This is a genomic window from Paenibacillus montanisoli (genome assembly GCF_003268025.1).
GTDB lineage: Bacteria > Bacillota > Bacilli > Paenibacillales > Paenibacillaceae > Paenibacillus_Z > Paenibacillus_Z montanisoli.
In genome coordinates, this window is the sequence record NZ_QLUW01000006.1 from 428,077 (window position 1) to 446,947 (window position 18,871).

Annotated in this window: 23 protein-coding genes; 21 read left to right on the plus strand and 2 right to left on the minus strand. The window is 56.2% G+C overall.

What is annotated here, in order from left to right; genetic code table 11:
- Positions 1-15 precede the first annotated feature (15 nt).
- From DL346_RS29215 to DL346_RS26690, 3 genes are read left to right on the plus strand one after another with little or no spacing between them, the layout of a single operon-like run.
- Entirely contained in the window at positions 16-162 is a 147-nt protein-coding gene (locus DL346_RS29215) for a hypothetical protein (RefSeq protein ID WP_165822698.1), read from the plus strand.
- Positions 159-584: a hypothetical protein gene (locus DL346_RS26685; protein WP_112885422.1), complete on the plus strand. Its 426-nt coding sequence runs from the start codon at positions 159-161 to the stop codon at positions 582-584. The genes DL346_RS29215 and DL346_RS26685 overlap by 4 nt, the downstream gene beginning before the upstream one ends.
- Before the next feature lie 31 nt (positions 585-615).
- On the plus strand, positions 616-1,101 hold the full coding sequence (locus tag DL346_RS26690) for a hypothetical protein (protein ID WP_112885423.1): 486 nt from the start codon (positions 616-618) through the stop codon (positions 1,099-1,101).
- Between the two features lie 485 nt (positions 1,102-1,586).
- Here DL346_RS26690 and DL346_RS26695 read toward each other — a convergent pair whose 3' ends face one another.
- A complete protein-coding gene (locus tag DL346_RS26695) occupies positions 1,587-2,654 on the minus strand; it encodes a fatty acid desaturase (protein ID WP_112885424.1) in 1,068 nt (355 codons plus the stop codon).
- 227 nt (positions 2,655-2,881) lie between these two features.
- On the opposite strand from DL346_RS26695, the gene DL346_RS26700 reads away from it, so the two are divergent.
- The 15 genes from DL346_RS26700 to DL346_RS26775 all read left to right on the plus strand — a co-directional run bounded on the left by DL346_RS26700 (position 2,882) and on the right by DL346_RS26775 (position 15,023).
- Positions 2,882-4,102, plus strand: coding sequence for a M24 family metallopeptidase (locus tag DL346_RS26700; protein ID WP_112885477.1), 1,221 nt, complete (start codon positions 2,882-2,884; stop codon positions 4,100-4,102).
- Between the two features lie 432 nt (positions 4,103-4,534).
- Positions 4,535-5,581 (plus strand): mannonate dehydratase, encoded by a 1,047-nt coding sequence (uxuA, locus tag DL346_RS26705; protein WP_112885425.1) that lies wholly within the window; start codon positions 4,535-4,537, stop codon positions 5,579-5,581.
- A 10-nt stretch (positions 5,582-5,591) separates the two neighbouring features.
- The gene (locus DL346_RS26710) at positions 5,592-6,470 is read left to right on the plus strand and encodes a sugar phosphate isomerase/epimerase family protein (RefSeq protein WP_112885426.1); all 879 of its coding nucleotides are present in this window, start codon (positions 5,592-5,594) and stop codon (positions 6,468-6,470) included.
- Positions 6,467-7,633, plus strand: a complete 1,167-nt coding sequence (locus DL346_RS26715) for a Gfo/Idh/MocA family protein (RefSeq protein WP_112885427.1) — start codon at positions 6,467-6,469, stop codon at positions 7,631-7,633. The genes DL346_RS26710 and DL346_RS26715 overlap by 4 nt, the downstream gene beginning before the upstream one ends.
- 27 nt (positions 7,634-7,660) lie before the next feature.
- Entirely contained in the window at positions 7,661-8,464 is an 804-nt protein-coding gene (locus DL346_RS26720) for a sugar phosphate isomerase/epimerase family protein (protein ID WP_112885428.1), read from the plus strand.
- Positions 8,451-9,536: a Gfo/Idh/MocA family protein gene (locus DL346_RS26725; RefSeq protein ID WP_112885429.1), complete on the plus strand. Its 1,086-nt coding sequence runs from the start codon at positions 8,451-8,453 to the stop codon at positions 9,534-9,536. Before DL346_RS26720 ends, DL346_RS26725 begins: the two co-directional genes overlap by 14 nt.
- A 103-nt stretch (positions 9,537-9,639) precedes the next feature.
- Positions 9,640-10,530, plus strand: coding sequence for an AraC family transcriptional regulator (locus DL346_RS26730; protein WP_240633437.1), 891 nt, complete (start codon positions 9,640-9,642; stop codon positions 10,528-10,530).
- Positions 10,493-11,302: an SDR family oxidoreductase gene (locus DL346_RS26735; RefSeq protein WP_420849607.1), complete on the plus strand. Its 810-nt coding sequence runs from the start codon at positions 10,493-10,495 to the stop codon at positions 11,300-11,302. Before DL346_RS26730 ends, DL346_RS26735 begins: the two co-directional genes overlap by 38 nt.
- Positions 11,303-11,443: 141 nt before the next feature.
- Entirely contained in the window at positions 11,444-12,028 is a 585-nt protein-coding gene (gene sigY, locus DL346_RS26745) for an RNA polymerase sigma factor SigY (RefSeq protein ID WP_240633438.1), read from the plus strand.
- On the plus strand, positions 11,982-12,386 hold the full coding sequence (locus DL346_RS26750; RefSeq protein WP_112885431.1) for a YxlC family protein: 405 nt from the start codon (positions 11,982-11,984) through the stop codon (positions 12,384-12,386). Before sigY ends, DL346_RS26750 begins: the two co-directional genes overlap by 47 nt.
- Positions 12,368-12,577: a hypothetical protein gene (locus DL346_RS26755; RefSeq protein ID WP_112885432.1), complete on the plus strand. Its 210-nt coding sequence runs from the start codon at positions 12,368-12,370 to the stop codon at positions 12,575-12,577. Before DL346_RS26750 ends, DL346_RS26755 begins: the two co-directional genes overlap by 19 nt.
- A 5-nt stretch (positions 12,578-12,582) precedes the next feature.
- Positions 12,583-12,783 (plus strand): PLD nuclease N-terminal domain-containing protein, encoded by a 201-nt coding sequence (locus DL346_RS26760; RefSeq protein WP_112885433.1) that lies wholly within the window; start codon positions 12,583-12,585, stop codon positions 12,781-12,783.
- Positions 12,784-12,786: 3 nt separating this feature from the next.
- A complete protein-coding gene (locus DL346_RS26765) occupies positions 12,787-13,737 on the plus strand; it encodes an ABC transporter ATP-binding protein (RefSeq protein WP_240633439.1) in 951 nt (316 codons plus the stop codon).
- Entirely contained in the window at positions 13,734-14,516 is a 783-nt protein-coding gene (locus DL346_RS26770) for an ABC transporter permease (RefSeq protein WP_112885434.1), read from the plus strand. Before DL346_RS26765 ends, DL346_RS26770 begins: the two co-directional genes overlap by 4 nt.
- Before the next feature lie 129 nt (positions 14,517-14,645).
- Positions 14,646-15,023, plus strand: coding sequence for an ATPase (locus tag DL346_RS26775; protein ID WP_112885435.1), 378 nt, complete (start codon positions 14,646-14,648; stop codon positions 15,021-15,023).
- 82 nt (positions 15,024-15,105) lie between these two features.
- On the opposite strand, the gene DL346_RS26780 is transcribed toward DL346_RS26775, so the two are convergent.
- Positions 15,106-15,957 (minus strand): hypothetical protein, encoded by an 852-nt coding sequence (locus tag DL346_RS26780; RefSeq protein ID WP_112885436.1) that lies wholly within the window; start codon positions 15,955-15,957, stop codon positions 15,106-15,108.
- 216 nt (positions 15,958-16,173) lie between these two features.
- Between DL346_RS26780 and DL346_RS26785 the strand changes: the two genes are divergently transcribed.
- Genes DL346_RS26785 through DL346_RS26795 form a run of 3 tightly spaced genes read left to right on the plus strand, consistent with a single transcriptional unit; the run spans position 16,174 to position 18,802 of the window.
- Positions 16,174-16,965, plus strand: coding sequence for an ABC transporter permease (locus DL346_RS26785; protein ID WP_112885437.1), 792 nt, complete (start codon positions 16,174-16,176; stop codon positions 16,963-16,965).
- Positions 16,966-16,971: 6 nt separating this feature from the next.
- Positions 16,972-17,787 carry an ABC transporter permease gene (locus DL346_RS26790; RefSeq protein WP_112885438.1) on the plus strand — a complete coding sequence of 272 codons (816 nt, stop codon included), beginning with the start codon at positions 16,972-16,974 and terminating at the stop codon, positions 17,785-17,787.
- 28 nt (positions 17,788-17,815) lie between these two features.
- Positions 17,816-18,802 (plus strand): ABC transporter ATP-binding protein, encoded by a 987-nt coding sequence (locus DL346_RS26795; protein WP_240633440.1) that lies wholly within the window; start codon positions 17,816-17,818, stop codon positions 18,800-18,802.
- Positions 18,803-18,871: the final 69 nt, after the last annotated feature.

Sequence of the window (18,871 nt, forward strand, 5' to 3'; positions counted from 1 at the left end):
GAGGAGGCTCATCGCATGCGCTCGCTATTGATGACGCTGCTTCTTATCATCGTGGCGGTCATGCTGTACGACGGCATAACCGGCGGCGAGCAGGGAACGAATGCGCAGCTGGAGCAATCCGGCCGCCATATGAGCGACGGAATACGGAGGATGAGTCCGTGAAGAGCCTGCTTATGTTTTTGCTCCTGTCCGCGATGATGACTTGGTTTATGTTCTCGCCGATCTATAAACATGTACTCATCGTCCGGCAGGCGGTGCTTCAGCAGGAGGTCGATTATTTGCTGGAGGTCGGAGCGAGCGGGGACCACGGTTACATTGATGCCGCCATGCTGCAAGCGTCTAAGAATCGGCTGGCTCGGTACGGCCTCAATCCAAGCTCGGTCCTATTTTCGGTCAGCTCAGGAAGCGGCGTATCCGCGACCAATGCTGCAAAGCCGCTTCCTCGAGGCACCTCTCTCTCGCTGACCGCCAGTTATCCGATCGAGGGGCTGTTGGCCATTGACCGGTTGATCGGATTGGCCCCTCCGGCTGCCTCCACGAAATTGAAAGCGACCGGGATGAAAATGAGCGAGTATGTTCCTTAAGCCATCCCGGTGCAAGGAGCGTGCGTGAAGCATGTATAAGCTAATGCTCGTCATGCCGATGATGGTCGTTTGGATGCTGCTGCATGCCCTGCAAACCGATGAGGAGCTGGCCGTTGCGGCTCTGTTTCAAGGCAAGCATGCCGTCAACCGCGCAGCCCATGCGGCTGCGCAGCAGATCGATACAGCCGCGCTCGCGGAAGGCCGGCTGCAGATCGACGAGCGGGCGGCGATCGAAGCCGCGGCACTCTATTTGCAGCGGAATTTGCAGCTGGATGAGAGCGGCCGGCCGCTGCCGGGCACCTATTTGCGGGAGAAAGTCGAGGTTGTCGAATTCAAGGTGATCAACGGCGACCGGTCGTTCCCCTACACGTATCGCAACGACAGCCTCGATTACGAAGTGACGCTGCGTCGCCCCGGAGTTATCTTGATCGCCAAAGTCGTGTATCCTCGCGTATTTACGGTCATTGAACCGATCGAATGGACCATTAAAGGAGCGGCGGAGCTGACGTCAGGTTGACGGAGCCGCCGTTTTTTTGTTGTTTTGATCCGGCTAACTTCAATGTTTTTTAATAACTTTCAAACTTCACCCCTATAAAGAAGACAACTCATTCGAATAAATATGGTATACAGCACCATTAAACCAATGGGAGGTTGCTTTCATGGAGAATATCTCAAAAATGAAGAGCATCTGGCATCGGCTTTGTTTAAAATACAATTTATCCTTAATCGATGGGTGCTTGGATGATAAAATGATATTAAAATTACAAGAAAAAGTTAAATATCACGAAAAAGAGCTTCGCAACTAATTAACAAATCATAGGCAAATGGGTAATATTTGCGAATAAAACCATGAGGATGTCCTTAACGGGCATCCTTTTTTAGTGCTCCCCAATGTACGCTGCATAGTGAGGAAACGGCACATCAAGCTTGTCGCTTGATGTGCCGTTTTCTATAAAGCAAACCCGCTAACTTCAATCCATGAGCTGGTCGTTATTATCGCCCTTAAGCCCCTTTTGCATCTTGTTCAATTCGGTTGGCGAATTCACGATACCGCGGCACGACAAATGTCGGATCTTTCCGGATCGTCCATAGCGCGGCAACCGTTTCACGGAGAGCAGCCGGGAAGCTTGGGGCGGCTGCAGGGCAGTCACGCTTGATCTCTTCATGAAGAGCCGGCAGGTTATAGAACGGAACCATCGGAAACATATGATGCTCCGCATGATAATTCATGTTCGTATAGAGAAACCGAAGAATCGGGTTCGTATAGAACGTACGGCAGCAGAGCCGGTGATCCAGCTTGTCTTCGAACAGGCCAAGATGTTGAGTTGCGTTCAGACATGTCATCAGGAAGAACCCATAGTACGCAGGCAACCCGATGAACATAAGCGGCAGGATGCTATGCACATAGAAGCAAAGCGCAATAATGGCGGCGTAAAGCAATAGAAAGATACGCGCCTCCCAGAAGAGCGCACGGTACTGGCTGCTTGGGATCAACTCCTTCTCTTGGGCGTTCAGACGGCCGAAAGCGTGCATGAATAATGATTTTGCCGTATTGCCCCGCAAGTCGTCGACGCGAAGAAGTGACTTGAACAGCCGCTTCCACATGGGAGGACGAGGTTCCATGATTTCCGGGTCGCTGCCGACAATGATCGTATCCGTATGGTGACGAACATGGCTCCACCGGAAATTCGTTGCTTGAATGAGTATGAGGAACGATGTTATCTGATAGATCGCTTCATTCATCCAGGCCGTTTTGAAAGGCGTTCCATGGCCGTATTCATGCCATTTGGAGACAGAAGAAACCGAGTAAACGGTGCCGTATAAAGCAAAGGCGGGAATGGCCCACCAGGATCCCCACGATAAGTAAGCGATATAGCCTGTAAATCCCAGGGCGATGAGCCAAAACAGGATATCTCGCGCTGCAGGGGCATTTCTTCGTGCCACCAGCTCTTTTAAGCGCTTTCTTGGAATCGGACAGGTGTACCAATCGGCCGACACGAGACCGTTCTCAATCGCTTTTTCTCGCTCCGGACCTAATATGCTGTAATCTCGCTTCGCCGCTGCATTCATCTGATTTCTCCTTATTAGGTGTAGTGTATTGCTTACTTCATAGTGTACCGGATCGAGACTGCGGTGGCTTTCCTAATCATACAAGATAGTTTTTGAAACATCAGAGAATTCGAAAGGATGTAGCGGCCGAGCTGACGCTAGGTTGACGGAGCCGCCGTTCTTTTGTTGTAATGGAGGTAACCATGTTAGGAAAGCAAGGAGCGGTGCAGGTGCAGATAAACAGCGGAATGGCTGAAGCGGTTAGGCATGAAGAAATCGAGGCGCGCGTCAATCGGCTGCAGGCGCTGATGTCGAAGGAAGGCGTGCATGCTTTTTTGGTCACGCAGCATGTCGATCTTTATTATATGACCGGCTCCATGCAGGCGGGGTATGCGTTTATCCCTGCAACGGGAGCGGCGGTATTTTATGTAAGGCGGAGCTTGGAGCGGGCGCTTCAAGAGTCGGCCGTGCGCGTGCAGCCGCTCACGTCGCTGCGTCAGTTCCGGGCGCAGCTGGAGAGCGATCACCCTGCCGTATTTAGCGGCCGCGCAGACGGTGTGCGGATTGCAGCCGAACTGGATGTGCTGCCGGCAGCGACGTATGCCAAGCTGGCCGAAGTGCTGGCGGGCAGCGCGAACGATTGCGCCTTGGTCGACGGCTCCTCGCTGATCCGCCGAGTGCGGATGGTGAAGTCGCCATGGGAAGTGGCGCGCATCGAGGATGCTGCGCGGGTAGTGGCCGAGGCACTAGAGGTATCCGTAGGCATTATCCGAGAGGGTCTGACGGAGCTGGAATTAATGGCACGCATCGAATACGAAATCAGGCTGCGGGGGCATATCGGCATGATGCGCACGCGCAGCTACAACATGGAAATTACGACCGGGATGCTCGGCTCCGGCGCCGCGGCCGCCGTTCCCAGCGCCTTCGACGGACCGGCAGGCGGACTTGGCCTTGGACCTGCATTCCCGCAGAGCACGAGCCGCAAAGCGATCGGCAGAGAAGAGCCGATTCTGATCGATATCGGCTGCTGTATTGATGGCTATATTATTGATCAGACGCGTACGGCCGTCATCGGCAGCTTGCCGGATGACTTGGCAGAGGCCTATGCCCAGTCGGAGGCGATCATCCGCCAAGCGGAAGCCTCGATGCGCCCAGGAACAGCTCCCGAATCCATCTATGCCGACGCTTTGAAGCAAGCGGCAGACGCGGGGCTTGCCGATCACTTCATGGGCTTCGGCACCAATCAAGTGAAGTTTCTCGGCCACGGCATCGGCCTTGAAGTCGATGAATGGCCGGTCCTGGCTCGCGGCTTCGGCAATCCGCTTGAACCGGGCATCGTGCTCGCCGTAGAGCCGAAGTTTACGTTCCCTGGCCGCGGCGTCGTCGGGATCGAGAACAGCTACCTGATTACCGACGCGGGCTGCCGCCAGCTGACTCGCTCGCCGGAAGGATTAATCCTATTGCCGTAATACGATAGAAGAGGCTGTCTTGATGTCTAACCGACATCGGGACAGTCTTTTTTATGCTGAGGATACTCACTCTATCTTCACAAGCGGTTTCTTATAGTTTAGAAAGCGGGGGCACGCTCCGGGACCATAAGCTGACCTTCTACTCCAAAACGGACGACACCTGGCGTAACCCTTCGCTGATGGCGACACGGGATTCTGGCCCCGGCGCCGGCGAAATAAACGCAAAAGCTGAGAGCACGTTTGAGTGCCCTCAGCTTTTTTTATCGTGCACGCTTGACTCATATATGGGACTTCTCTCAGGAATTTAACTGTGGTTAAGGTAATGATGAAAGCGCATTATGGAGGGAGTTCGCTGTGCTACAATAAGGCTGACTTCATATGCCAACCTGCAATTTTCGACCCAATATTCCATAATCCAGAGGTGCTTCCCTCATGAAAATGACATTCCGGTGGTTTGGCAAGGACGACCCGGTGACCTTGCAAAATATCCGCCAAATCCCTGGCATTTACGGGATTGTAACCGCTCTGTACGACGTGCCGGTCGGCGAAGCGTGGCCGATGGAATCGATCATCCGGCTGAAGGAAACGATCGAAGCAGCCGGGCTGCGGATCGCGGTCATCGAGAGCGTTCCCGTGCACGAGGACATTAAGCTGGGACGACCTTCCCGCGACCGTCTGATTGAAAATTACAGTCAAACGATCCGCCGCCTCGGCGAAGCGGGCGTACCTGTGATCTGCTACAACTTTATGCCCGTGTTCGATTGGACGCGCTCGCAGTTGGCCTATACGCTTCCGGACGGCTCCACGACGCTGACGTTCGAGGACGAGACGATCTCCCGCATGGATCCTGTGAACGGCGACTTATCGCTGCCCGGATGGGATCAAAGCTATACGAAGGAAGAGATGGGCCAGCTCATCGACGCTTACGCCGAAGTCACGGAGGACGTCCTCTGGAGCAATCTCGCTTACTTCCTGGAACGGGTTATTCCCGTCGCGGAGGAAGCCGGAGTCGTCATGTCAATCCATCCAGACGACCCGCCGTGGCCGATCTTCGGCCTGCCGCGCATCGTCAGCAACTTCAGCCAGCTGAAGCGCCTGACGGAGCATGTGGACAGCCCGGCAAACGGCATTACGTTTTGCTCCGGCTCGCTCGGCGCGAACGAGGACAATGATTTGACGGCGATAATTCGCCATTTCGGCTCGCAAGGCAAGCTGCATTTTGCCCATACGCGCAACATTCTGCGGACCGGCCCGCGTTCCTTCCAGGAATCGTCGCACCGCTCGTCCGACGGTTCGATCGATATGGTTCGCATTCTCGAAGCGCTACACGAAACGGGCTTCGTAGGTCCGCTCCGTCCGGATCATGGCCGCATGATTTGGGGCGAGCAAGGCCGTCCGGGATACGGGCTGTATGACCGCGCACTAGGTGCAACCTATCTGAACGGCATTTGGGAAGCGATTTCGAAAACGAGGAGCTGACGGTAAGCCTATGCTCAAATTATCCGTATTTACCGTCGCTACCCCGGATGTCACGCCGGAGGAGTTGTGCGAGGCGGCATCCGCGGCAGGCATTGAAGGCGTCGAATGGCGATGCAAGGATACGCCGGCCGAGCTGCTCGCGGAGAAGCCTTCCTTCTGGGGCAATAACCTTTGCACGCTTCCTCTGCACGCAAGCGGCAGCGAGATCGAACGCTTCAAGCAGGCGGCTGCCGGCGCCGGCCTGCAATCCATCTCGATTACCCCTTATGTGCCCTGCGGCGACCTAGAGGGAACGGAGCAGGTGATGCGGCTCGCCCAGCAGTTCGGCGCATCGATGATCCGCATCGGCATCCCCGGCTACGACCGAAGCCGAAATTACAACGAGCTCTACGACCAAGCTGTCGGGTTCCTAAGAGAGGCTGAGCAGCTGGCTCGCCACTACGGCGTCAAGGCAGTGGTCGAGACTCATCACTACACCATCGCGCCGAGCGCGTCGCTTGCGCACCGCCTCGTATCGCCTTTTAATCCCGATTACGTCGGCGTGCTCTTCGATCCCGGCAACATGGTTTACGAAGGCTTCGAGAACTATCGCATGGGCCTCGAGCTGCTCGGTCCGTACTTGGCGCATGTCCATGTGAAGAACGGAGGCTGGAGTCCGGCAGCGCAAGCGCAAGCCGACGACAATCCACTTCACCCCGTGGATTGGACCTGCGGCTGGCGCACCATCGCTCAAGGTCAAGTCCCATGGAAGCAGGTGCTCCGAGACCTGAAGGCGGTCGGCTATGACGGCTGGCTCGGCCTGGAGGATTTCAGCGGTACCTACGATACGCGCACAATGCTGCAAATCTATGCCAATCAAATGAAAACCTGGATGGAGGAGATCCAATGAAACAGCTTCGCTTCGGTATTATCGGAATCGGAAACATGGGAAGCGGCCACGCGAATATTTTGACGGCAGGCTCGATTAAAGGGGCGGTGCTCACCGCCGTATGCGATGAGTTCGAGAGCAAGCGCGATTATGCAAGAGAACGGTACGGCAATAAGGTCGCCGTATTCGAAAGCGCGGAAGCGATGATCGATTCCGGCCTCGTCGATGCCGTTGTCGTGGCTACGCCGCACTACGATCACCCGACGGAAGCGATTCGCGCCTTCGCGAAAGGGATGCACGTCCTGATCGAGAAGCCGGCTGGCGTCTACGCCAAGCAGGTGCGCGCAATGAACGAGGCGGCTGCGGCAAGCGGCAAAACGTTCGGCATCGTCTACAACCAGCGGATGAATCCGCTCTACCAGAAGCTGCGCGAAATGATCCAATCCGGCGAGCTCGGCGAAATCCGCCGCATCAACTGGATTATTACAAACTGGTACCGGTCGCAGGCGTACTACGATTCCGGCACATGGCGCGCGACTTGGGCAGGCGAGGGCGGCGGCGTGCTGATCAACCAATGCCCGCACAACCTGGATCTATGGCAATGGACGACAGGCATGATGCCGGTGCGGATGCGCGCGTTCTGCCAGTTCGGCAAGCACCGCGACATCGAAGTCGAGAACGACGTGACCGCCTACGCGGAATACGAGAACGGAGCGACTGCCGTATTCATTACATCGACGTCGGACGCGCCGGGTACGAACCGCCTTGAAGTGACGGGAAGCCGCGGCAAAATCGTCATCGAAAACGATAAAATGACGTTCTGGCGCCTCCGCGAAGAAGAATCGGCCTTCAACGCCCGCAACACGGTGCCGTTCGCTTCGCCGGAATGCTGGAAGATCGATATTCCAAGCTCGGGTCCGAGCCCGGAGCATGCCGGCATTTTGCAAAACTTCACGGACGCCGTCCTGCACGGAACGCCGCTTGTCGCGCCGGGCGAAGAGGGCATTCTCGGCTTGACGCTGTCCAATGCGATGCATCTGTCCACTTGGATCGACGGATGGGTAGACCTGCCGCTGGACGAGGCGCTGCATGAAGCGGAACTGAACAAACGGATCGCCAGCTCTGCTTACAAGAAGCCGGAGCCCGCTGTTTCCAAGCCGGCCGATCTGACCGGCACGTTCTAAATTAAGCCTATAAGGGAGTGAAACCCAGTGTATAAAAAACAAATCGCCGCGCAGCTCTACACGCTCCGCGACTACTGCAAGACAGCCGAGGATTTGGACGCCGCACTGAAGCGGGTCAAAGCGATCGGCTACGACGCCGTGCAAGTATCCGGAATCGGTCCGATCGCTCCGGATGAAGTCAAACGCATTTGCGACAGCCACGGCTTGACCATTTGCGCGACTCACGTTCCGACAGCCCGTCTGCTGAACGATCTCGACGCGCTTATCGCGGAGCACCAGGCATGGGGCTGCAAGTATATCGGCATCGGCTCCATTCCGCCGGAATACCGCAATGACAAGGCCGGGTACACGACCTTCGCGGGCATCATGAACGAAATCGGCGATAAGCTGGCGGAAGCCGGCCTTGAGCTTATCTATCATAATCACAAGTTCGAATTCGAGAAATTCGAAGGCAAAACCGGTATGGACTGGCTCCTCGAAGCCAAGGATAGCGCAAGCGGCGCCTTCAGCTTCGAGCTGGATACGTATTGGGTGCAGGCCGGCGGCGCCGACCCGGTTAGCTGGATCATGAAGGTCGCGGACATGAAAGTAGTCCATCTCAAGGATATGGCGATCGTCAACGACCAGCAGGTATTCGCCGAAATCGGCGAAGGCAACCTGAATTGGCCGGCAATCATCGAAGCGTGCCGCGAAACCGGCGTCGAATGGTATGTCGTCGAGCAGGACGTGTGCCCTGGCGATCCGTTCGAAAGCTTAGCGGTCAGCTATCGCGCGCTGCGGCAATTGGGCTACAAAGAGGAAGAGGAGCTGAAAGGCGATGTCAGGGTTTAACCGTAATGACGGCATGAACTATGCGCCTGTCGCGTTCAAGAAGCCGGAGCCTGTATGCGGCAGCGGCGAGTTTGTCTTCGCCGCGATGGGCCTCGACCACGGCCATATTTACGGCCAGGTGAACGGTCTCATCGAAGCGGGCGCTGAGGTTAAATGGGTGTATGACCGCGACCCTGCGAAGGTGGAGCAATTTCTGAAGGCTTATCCGCAGGCGAAAGCGGCTGCCTCGCCGGAGGTCATCCTCGAGGATCCGCAGGTGAAGCTGGTGGCGGCTGCGGCAGTTCCGTCGGAGCGGGGACCGCTAGGCGTACAGGTGATGAAGCACGGGAAGGACTATTTTACCGACAAAACCCCGTTCACCACGTTGGAGCAGCTCGCGGAGGCGCGGGAAGCCGCGGCGGCGACAGGGCAAAAATACATGGTTTACTACAGTGAACGGCTGCATAACGAGAGCGCGATCTATGCCGGCAAGCTGCTGGAAGAAGGCGCAATCGGCCGCGTCGTGCAGGTGATCGGAACGGGTCCGCACCGGCTGAATAAGGCATCGCGTCCGGATTGGTTTTTCCGCAAAGCGCAGTACGGCGGCATTCTATGCGATATCGGCAGCCATCAGATCGAGCAATTCCTGCACTTCGCGGGCTGCAAGGACGCTACCGTGACAAGCAGCAAGGTCGCCAACTACAACAACCCGGAGTATCCGGAGCTGGAGGATTTCGGCGATGCGACGCTCGTGGGAGATAACGGGGCGACGAATTATTTTCGCGTGGACTGGCTGACTCCGAACGGACTCGGCACGTGGGGCGACGGACGGACGATTATTCTCGGCACCGACGGTTACATCGAGCTGCGCAAATACATCGACGTGGCCCGCGATAAGAGCGGCGACCATGTCTACCTGGTCAACCACGAAGGGGAGCATCACCTCTCGGTAGGCGGCCAGATCGGGTTCCCGTTCTTCGGGAATTTGATTCTGGATTGCTTGAACCGGACGGAGAACGCGATGACGCAGGCCCATGCGTTCAAGGCGGCCGAGCTTTGCCTCATCGCGCAAGATAAAGCCGTGCGTTTGTAAAGAAAGGTCTACAGAAGTCGTGCAGGGCATGTTAAAATCAGTTCATTAGGATGCGCCCGGGCCCCAACCATCGGTCCGGGTGCTTCAAATGGAGGGGAACTGAGTGCCGCTCACGATGCAATGGCAGCAGCCGATTGAGCTGATGTACCGGAACGATGAACCGTATCCGGGGGCTCAATTTCATTCGCATGCTTTTTATGAAATGTATTATTTTCAAGAAGGCGAATGCAATTATTTGATCGGTGATAAGCTGATTACGCTTCAGCCCGGAGATTTGATTCTCATGCACGGCATGACGCTGCATTGTCCGAACCCAGCGCCGCACCGGCCTTACATTCGCACGATTATTCACATGGATCCCGCCTACATTCATAAAGTGCTTCAAGCGGATACGGCGGCGATGCTGCTCAAGCCTTTCGACGAGCTCCGCAATATCCGAATTTCCTTAAGCCCGCAGGATCAGGCCGAGCTTGAAACGCTGCTGGCGGAGATGAACCGGCTGTACAGCAAGACCAATGAGGCTGGCGTACGGACGGCTTATAACCGTTTCGTCATGCGCGTCATCGAGCTGCTGCATCTCATTCGGGACTGGTGCAGCGAGCCTGTCTACGAGCAAGGGCACCGTTCGCAGAAGGAGCAGCATGTGCAGCGCGTCATCTCGTATTTGGAGGATCATTACCTCGAAGAGATTACGCTCGACCATATCGCCAGCGCGCTTCATTTGACGAAGCCTTACCTGTCGAACTTATTCAAAGACGTAACCGGCACAACGGTGTTCAAATATTTATACAACCGGCGGATCAATCAGGCTAAAATGATGTTCCGGCTCGAGCCCCGGCAGTCGGTCTCCGAGGTATGCCGTGCGGTTGGCTTCCACCATCTGGCGCATTTCAGCCGGCTGTTCAAAACGACGGTCGGCGCAAGCCCGGAGACGTACCGGAAGCAGATGCTGCAGCTTGGTCCGACCGGTTATAACGGAGGCGTTTACGATTAGCAGTCCTTTGTTTGATTTAACGGGACGTACGGCCGCCGTGCTCGGCGGCACGAGCACGCTCGGCAGCGTCATGGCGGAGGCGCTTCTCGACCATGGCGCCCAGGTGGCGCTCGTCGTCCGCAGTAAGGAGCAGGCTGAGCTGAAGCTTGCGACATTGCTGGATACGGGCCGTGCAGCCTTGTTCCAAGCGGATGCAGCGGTTAAAGCAGACCTCGTGCGGGTGCAAGAGGAAATCGCGGCTTGGTCGGCGTCCGGCCGGACCGATATTTTGCTTCATGCGGCAGGCACGAACAGCGCGACGCCGTTCTTCGAGATTACCGAGGATGAATTTGACCGCATTATGGACGTCAATGCGAAGAGCGTCATGCTGGCCTGCCAGGTGTTCGGCAAAGCGATGATCGATGCCGGCCAAGGCGGCAGCATCATTACGATCAGCTCGGTCTCATCCGGACCGCCTCTGTCGCGCGTATTCACTTACTCGGCGTCCAAGCACGCCGTCAATAGCATGACGCAGTTTTTGGCGCGCGAGTTCGCGCCTCACGGCGTGCGGGTCAACGCCATCGTGCCGGGCTTCTTCCCGGCGGAGCAGAACCGCGCGATTCTATCGCCGGAGCGGGTGGCGAGCATTATGGGCCATACGCCGATGAAGCGCTTCGGCGATCCGAAGGAGCTGCAGGGCGCAGTCGTTTGGTTGGCGTCCGAGGCGGCCTCCGGCTATGTCACCGGCTCGCTGATCCGGGTGGACGGCGGCTTTGGAGCGATGACGATTTAATCATCATTACGGCTTGTTCCGCGCGATGCGGAGCGGCCGTAATTTTTTTTTATAGGCAAGTGAACAAACGGGCAACCTTCGTCGTCGTATTGGCGAGACTGAAGGAAATAGCTGAAATGGAATGGGATGAGGAGCTGCCGGATGAGCGGAATGGAACGGCTGGAGGATGAAGAACAGCTAGTGATACGCGCGGTTCGCGGCGATGACCGCGCGCTGGCCGATCTGCTGCGCCATCATTACGCCATGTTATATCGGTACATGCTTAAAGTGACGATGAACAAGGCGATGGCGGAGGATATGGTGCAGGAGACGATGCTGAAGGCGATTGAACGAATTGGCGCGTTTCGGCGGCAAAGCCAGTTCTCGACGTGGCTGATCTCGATCGCGACGAGGCGCTACATCGACGAAATGCGCAAGAAGCAGCGGGAGCAGAAATGGCAGACGCAGGAGCAGGCGTTGCAGGCGATCCGGTTTGACGCCGCGATGCAGCGGCAGGATTGGCCGCATGCGCTCGAAGCGCTCGGTACCTTGTCCTATGAGATTCGGGTGCCGATCCTGCTCAAATATTATTACGGCTACGCCTATGAAGAGATCGCCGCATGGCTCGACATCCCGGTCGGCACGGTGAAATCGAGGCTTCACAATGGATTGAAACAGCTAAGGAAGGAGCTTGATGCTAATGAGCAGACGCGAGCGGGAACAGGAGAAAAGCGGAGAACGCAATAAACAACATGAGACCGAACTTCAAGATGAAGAGCAATTCCGTCAGTTGCTTGGCGTTCATTTAGAGAAGTGGGACAGCGGCATTGAGCCCGGCATTCCGACAGACGAAGCCATGATGGCCCTGGTACGCGGGCACAAGCAGGAGACGCGGGAACGATTCCGGCGCGAGCTGCTGCTGTTCTGGCTCGTGAGCATCTTTGTGCTCAGCGGCATGTTTCTGCTCTGGATGAACAGCGTCGTCCTGTTCGCTGTCGTTCAAGCGATTGCCGTCGCGGTCGGCGTCATTGTGGCAGGGGGGCTCGCTATAGCGAAGAAGCATCAAGGAGAGGGGCGGCGGCACAGATGGTCGGGTGGAAAATAGCAGTCGTTATCGGCGCTGTGATCGTTTTGTTCTGTCAATCGTCGTGGCTGTTTACGGATGCGAAGAAGCATAGCCGTTATCCGTGGTTTTGGGGCCTATGGGGGATGATTCAGTTTCCGCTGCCGCTGATCTTCTATTTGTTAATTGTACGGGTGGGTTGGTCCGACATGAAAATCCGGAAGGGGATCTGACAAATATGGAACTTACAACTTCTCAAATGATGACCATTTTACTGCCGATCGCGCTCATTCAGCTTGCATTGACGATCACGGCGCTTATCGTATGCGCTCGCGCGGAGGAAACGAGAGGGCCGAAGTGGATGTGGGTGCTTATTATCTTGCTTGTTAATATTTTTGGCGCGGTGCTGTTCTTTATCTTCGGAAGGAAGCAGGCGTAAGCGATGGCGATGCAAAATGAAGCAGTACTAGCAACGGTTGAAGGCATTAGCCGCTCATTCGGCGGGACTCAAGCGGTAAAGGATATTTCGTTCACGCTCGGCGAAGGCCGGTGCACCGCGCTGCTCGGACCGAACGGAGCGGGCAAAACGACGACGATTCGCATGCTGACGGGCTTGCTCGTCCCAACAGCGGGACACATCCGGTTCCGCGGCTTGAAGCCGGGTGCGGACCAGCGCGCTTATATTGGCTATCTACCGCAAATTCCGGCGTTTCATGGCTGGATGACGGGCGCCGAGTTTCTCCGTTATGCCGCCGGGCTTTGCGGGATTCCGAAGCGGGAGGCGGCTTCGCGCAGCGCCGAGCTGCTGGAGCGGGTCGGCATCGGCGGAGCTGGCAAGCGGCGGATCGGCGGGTACTCCGGCGGCATGAAGCAGCGTCTTGGGCTGGCCCAAGCGCTTATTCATAAGCCGCAGCTTCTTATTCTCGATGAGCCGGTATCCGCGCTTGACCCGATCGGCCGCCGCGAGGTGATGGAGCTGCTCGGCGAGTTGAAGCGCGAGACGACGATTCTGTTCTCCACGCATGTTCTGCATGATGCAGAGGAGCTGTGCGACGATGTCGTTATTATGCGCAGCGGCCGCGTCGCGGTTAGCGGGGCGCTGAACGATATTCGCGAAGGCAACCGCGAGCCCGTGCTTTTGCTTGGCGTCGAGGATACTCGCGAAGCGCGCGAAAAGCTCGGGGAGTGGCTGACGGGGCTTTCGGATGCGTGCGTGGTAGCGGTGGAGCATTCCCCGGGAAGCAGCTCGGCCAGGCTTTATGTCCGCAACCTGGACGAAGCCAGACGCTATGTGCTGAGGCAGCTGAACGAGCGGAGGCTGCCTGTAACGAAGCTGGAAATCGGCTATACGACGCTGGAGGATTTATTCATGAAGGCGGTGGGGCAAGCATGAGCAGGTGGCTTGTGTTGTTTGGAAAAGAGTGGATGGAGATGACCCGCAGCTACAAGCTGCTGTGGGTTCCGCTTGTCTTTATCCTGTTCGGCGCCATGCAGCCGGTAACGACGTATTTTCTGCCTGATATTCTCGCCAATGCCGGCAATCTGCCGGAAGGAGCGGTCATCTCGATTCCGCTGCCGACGGCGGAAGAGGTCATGGCGAAGACGCTGGAGCAGTTCGGCACGATCGGCTTACTGGTCATTGCGTTGTCCGTTATGGGCGCTATTTCCGCCGAACGGACAAGCGGCGTAACCGCGATCGTTCTCGTGAAGCCGATCTCGCATCTCGCTTACGTATCGGCCAAATGGGCGGCCATGCTCGCGTTGATCCTGATCGCTTTCGCAGGCGGCTTCTGCGCGGCCTGGTACTACACGGCCGCTTTGTTCCAGGGCGTCGCTTGGCAAAGCAGCCTGATCGCCTATCTCCTGTTTGCCCTGTGGCTCGGCTTCGTCGGCTCGCTGACGCTGCTGTTCAGTGCCCTGCTGCGCAGCGGAGCGGCTGCCGCCGCATGCGCGCTCGGCATTGCCGCGGTGCTCGCCGTCACCGCTTCGGTCTTCCCGAAGGCGCTCGCGGCAAGCCCCGGCATGCTGCCGAAAGCAGCCTCGGCGCAGTTCATGGATGCTGCGAGCGCGAGCCATCCTTGGCTCGCGGCCGCGGCGGCGCTGCTTGTCATGGCAGCGGTGCTGGCGATCGCCGCTTGGGCTGTGCGCCGGCGGCCGACGCTTGAGGCGTAGCGGCCGAGCCGCACGTCATACCATCGGCGAACGCTGGTCTCCTTACCTGCCGTCCTATTGGACTTCCCTACTTATTTTTAGTAGGATAGAGTCATAGAGTATGGTAATGGGTGACAGGAGTGTGATCTAGTGTATAAACTGAGTGAGCGGATCATCATTGTTGCGGACTTGTTTGAACAGAACCTCCCTGTCGGGGAGTATGGTTATATAATCGCGTACGACCGCAATGCGGATAACGCCTTCGATTACGTGATTCGGGTGCCGAAGGCCAACCGCAATTTCTACGTGCCCGCCAGCGATATCGAGCTGGAGGAAGCGCTCATGAAGCAGGAGGCCGACCGGCTGGAGCGGGAAGCGCTGATCGATTTCGCGCTTGCGACCCATAACGAGGAGCTGTTCCGCCGCATCATGAACGGAGGCGCTGAGCCTCAGGAAGAAGAGAATGAAGGCGAGCCGCAGACGCGGGAAGAGTTTCTTCGCCAGGTGCGACTGAAGGCTTGGATCTAATGCCGTTCGAACGAAAAATAAGCCTCCCTCTCCGTGTCTGCCGCGGGTAGAGGGAGGCTTTGTCGTCTTGCCTCAATTCACATTATGCATTCGTTTCAGTTGTAGAAGTCCCCGAATCAGAGTCTGTTTTGGTCTCCGTTTCTTGCTTCACGCCGTTGCGGTCGATCTTGACGACGTGGAACTTCTTCTTGCCGACGGCTTTGTCGAACATTTTGCCGTTCACGATCCGCTCCGCCTGCTGGCCCGCATCCGCGATGGCCTTATCGGCTTCGGCCTGCGTGAGCTTGCCCGCTTTCACAGCCTCGTTCAAGTTGTCCACGATCGCCTGCTTCTGCGCATCGATCAGCTTCTGCACGTCAACGCCTTTCTCTTTCGCCAGATCTGCCAGCGATTTGCCTTCGCCGAGCGCTTTCTTCAGATCTTCAAGGCTAAGCCCAAGCAGCTTGGCGGCTGCGTTGAAATCCGCTTTCTCAATAAACATCCCTTTCTCGACCATCATCCCGAAGCCCTTGCCTTCGAGGGTGCCGATCGGCGAATCGACCGATTTATCGAGGCTGTCCGTGAACGCCTGTTTCTCCTCCGCCTGCTGCTTCTCGAACGCGGCCGTCATCGCTTTCTTCAGCTCATCGCGCGATACGCCCTGCTCCTCCGCAATTTGGGCAAGCGTTTTGCCCGAAGCGATCTTCTCCTTCATCGCCGCTGCGTCAAGCTTCAGCAGATCCAGCACCTCTTGGCTGAAGAAATCGACGAAACGGCCCCTTTCGCCGGCAATCATGACTCGCTTCACTTCGTCTTTGCCGATTTGTTTATCAACGATGACTTTGTCTCCATCCGTGTTCGCCGAAGACGAAGATGTCGTTGCGGCGTAAGCGCTGAGCGGAATCATAACCGCGATGGCGGCTGTCAGACCGATGGCTTTCAATGTTTTGTTCATATAGATTCCTCCTAAATTTGGTTTTGGTGGGCTTGGCTGCATTTACCAGTATGGGCATCAATCCTTAATAATAGCTTAATGAAGCGTAAAAGCTTCCTTAGTCCAAAATGAATTTTTTCTTCATAAATAGTAGTTGTCGGAGCCGTATTGGAAGCGTTATTCTATAGAAATATCATCCATTTTTTGCACAGGTTTGGATAGGGGGAGGGGACCCGATTGTCGGCTTACTACTACTTTTTTAAAATGAGAATATTAACGACGCTTGCCTACCGCTTCGAAGTATTTACGGCGGTTGCCTCCAACGCCGTTATGCTGCTGGCGACCGTATTTCTATGGAAAGCGGCCTACCGGGGCATAGGCTCCGTTCAGGAAGTTAGCCAGCATCAAATGATCGTTTATGCGATCCTATCCGTCGTGATGGGCGCGGTCTTGTCGGTGAATGTACAGGACGACATGTACTACCGGGTGCGGGAAGGCCATATTGCTACGGATTTCATCAAGCCTGTCCAGCTGCTGGGCATGTTTCTGGCCGAGGATCTCGGCACGACGGTCAGTGCGCTCGTCAATCGGGCGGTTCCGCTGATCCTGTTAGCCTCGATTTTGTTTACGCCTCCGCTTCCGGTGAGCCTTACCGCCTTTCTGCTCTTCGTGCCCAGTCTGATGCTCAGCTTTTTGCTGCTTTGGCTGATGGGCGCGATTGTCGGCATGATTTCATTCTGGGTGCTGGAGCTGGGCAATCTGGGTATCGTCAAAGACGCCATCGTGCGCATTTTGTCCGGCAGCCTGATTCCGATCTGGTTCTTTCCCGATTGGATGGGCACGGTATCGGCCTATCTTCCGTTTCAGTACATGTATCAAACCCCGCTTTCCATCTACATCGGCAAAATCACCCATTCGCAAGCCGGGACCGCGCTGGCCATTCAAGCCGCATGGATCGCCGTGCTTGCCTTTATCGCATACGCAGTGTGGCAGCGAGCCAAGCGCGTAACGCTCATTCAAGGAGGTTAACCCTTCATGGTAACCGCGATCCGCTATCATGTTTCCGTTGCCTATTTCTTCGCCAAATTGGCCGTGCAGCGCCAGCTGGAATATCCGCTTTTCTTGGTCAGCTGGTTTCTTATGATTCCGCTGCAGTACATAAGCGGCGTATGGGTGCTCAAGCTGATGGTCGAGCAATTCCAAGCGCTGGCCGGATGGACGTTTCCCCAGCTTGCTTTCCTGTACGGGCTAGGCTTGCTCAGCCATGGCTTGTCCGTTATTTTCTTTATCCAAACGTGGCATATCGATAACATGGTCATCCGCGGCGACTTCGACCGGATGCTGCTCCGCCCGATGAACGTGTTTTTTCAATTTGTCGTCAACTACGTGAACTTCATCGGAATTATCGATCTCATACCGGGCTTCCTCATTTTCTTCTACGGCTGTGCTCAGGTCGGCTTTGAGTGGACGCTTGTCAATGTGTTGAAGCTCGCGGCGGTCGTGATCGGCGGAATGTTTATCCGTGCTTCCATCTGTACCATCATGGGGTCGGCGGCCTTTTGGACGAAGCGCAGCGGTTCATTGATTTCCCTGACCCTGGCCACGATGGAACGGACGACGATGTATCCGCTCTCCGTCTATCCGAAGGTGATTCAGCTGGCCCTTACGTTCATCCTGCCGATCGGGTTCATCAGCTTCTATCCCGCAACGGATTTCATCGGTCAAGAGGACGGGTTTACGCTCCCTGTCGGTTTGGCCATTTGGACGCCGATCGTCGGCATTGTCACGTTTGCGGTATCCCATTTCATTTTCCAAAGCGGATTGAAACGATATGAAAGCGCCGGCTCCTAGCAGCCGCGCCATAGAGAGGAACGTGCCCATGATCGAGCTATCGAATGTCGTCAAGGAATATACCGTTATTAAGAAGAAGAGTGGTTTGAGCGGCTCCATCAAGAGCTTGTTCAAGCCGGAAAAAACGATCGTGCGCGGCGTAGACGGCATCAGTTTCCGGATCGAAAAGGGCGAAATGGTCGGGTATTTGGGTCCGAACGGAGCGGGCAAGTCGACCACGATCAAAATGCTGACAGGCATTTTGCACCCGACCTCGGGGACGGTGCGCATCGGCGGCATTTCGCCGCAAGAGAACCGCAAGTCCGTCGTCAAGCAGCTTGGCGTCGTCTTCGGCCAGCGGACGCAGCTGTACTGGGATTTGCGCCTGGGCGAATCGTTCGAGCTGCTCAAACGCATTTACCGCATCGACGAGGAAACCTACCAGTCCAATCTCGAGATGATGTACGAGGTGCTGGGCATTGATCAGCTGATCAACACGCCTGTTCGCCAGCTGTCACTCGGACAGCGGATGAAGGGCGACTTAGCGGCGGCGATGCTGCATTCGCCTTCGATTTTGTTTCTGGATGAGCCGACGATCGGCCTGGACGTCGAGGCCAAGCAGAATATCCGCAGCTTTATCCGGGAGATGAACGCGAAGCGCGGTACGACGATTATTTTGACGACGCATGATTTGGATGACGTCGAGCAGTTGTGCAAGCGGCTGATCGTCATCAACCACGGCAAGGTGGTAGAAGACGGGCCGCTTTCGGAGCTCATTTTGCGCATGGCGCCGTACAGGCTGTTAGTGCTTGACCTTAGCGAAATGCCGGACCCTCAGACTCTGCATCACCATGGCGCGGAATTGATCAAGCAGGAAGGCCTGAAGCTTACGTATCGGTTCCACAAGAGCGACATTTCGGCCTCCGAGCTGATCAGCGGATTGTCCGCCAAGCTGTCCGTCGTCGATCTCGGCGTCAAGGAGCCCGACATCGAGGATATGATTCGGGAAATGTACCGCAGTTCTTCCACCGCTTGACGAGCATTCTCATTGAGTTTAATCGCGGCCTTACGTTATAATAGGTAGAATGTGTGCAAAAAGGTTGGA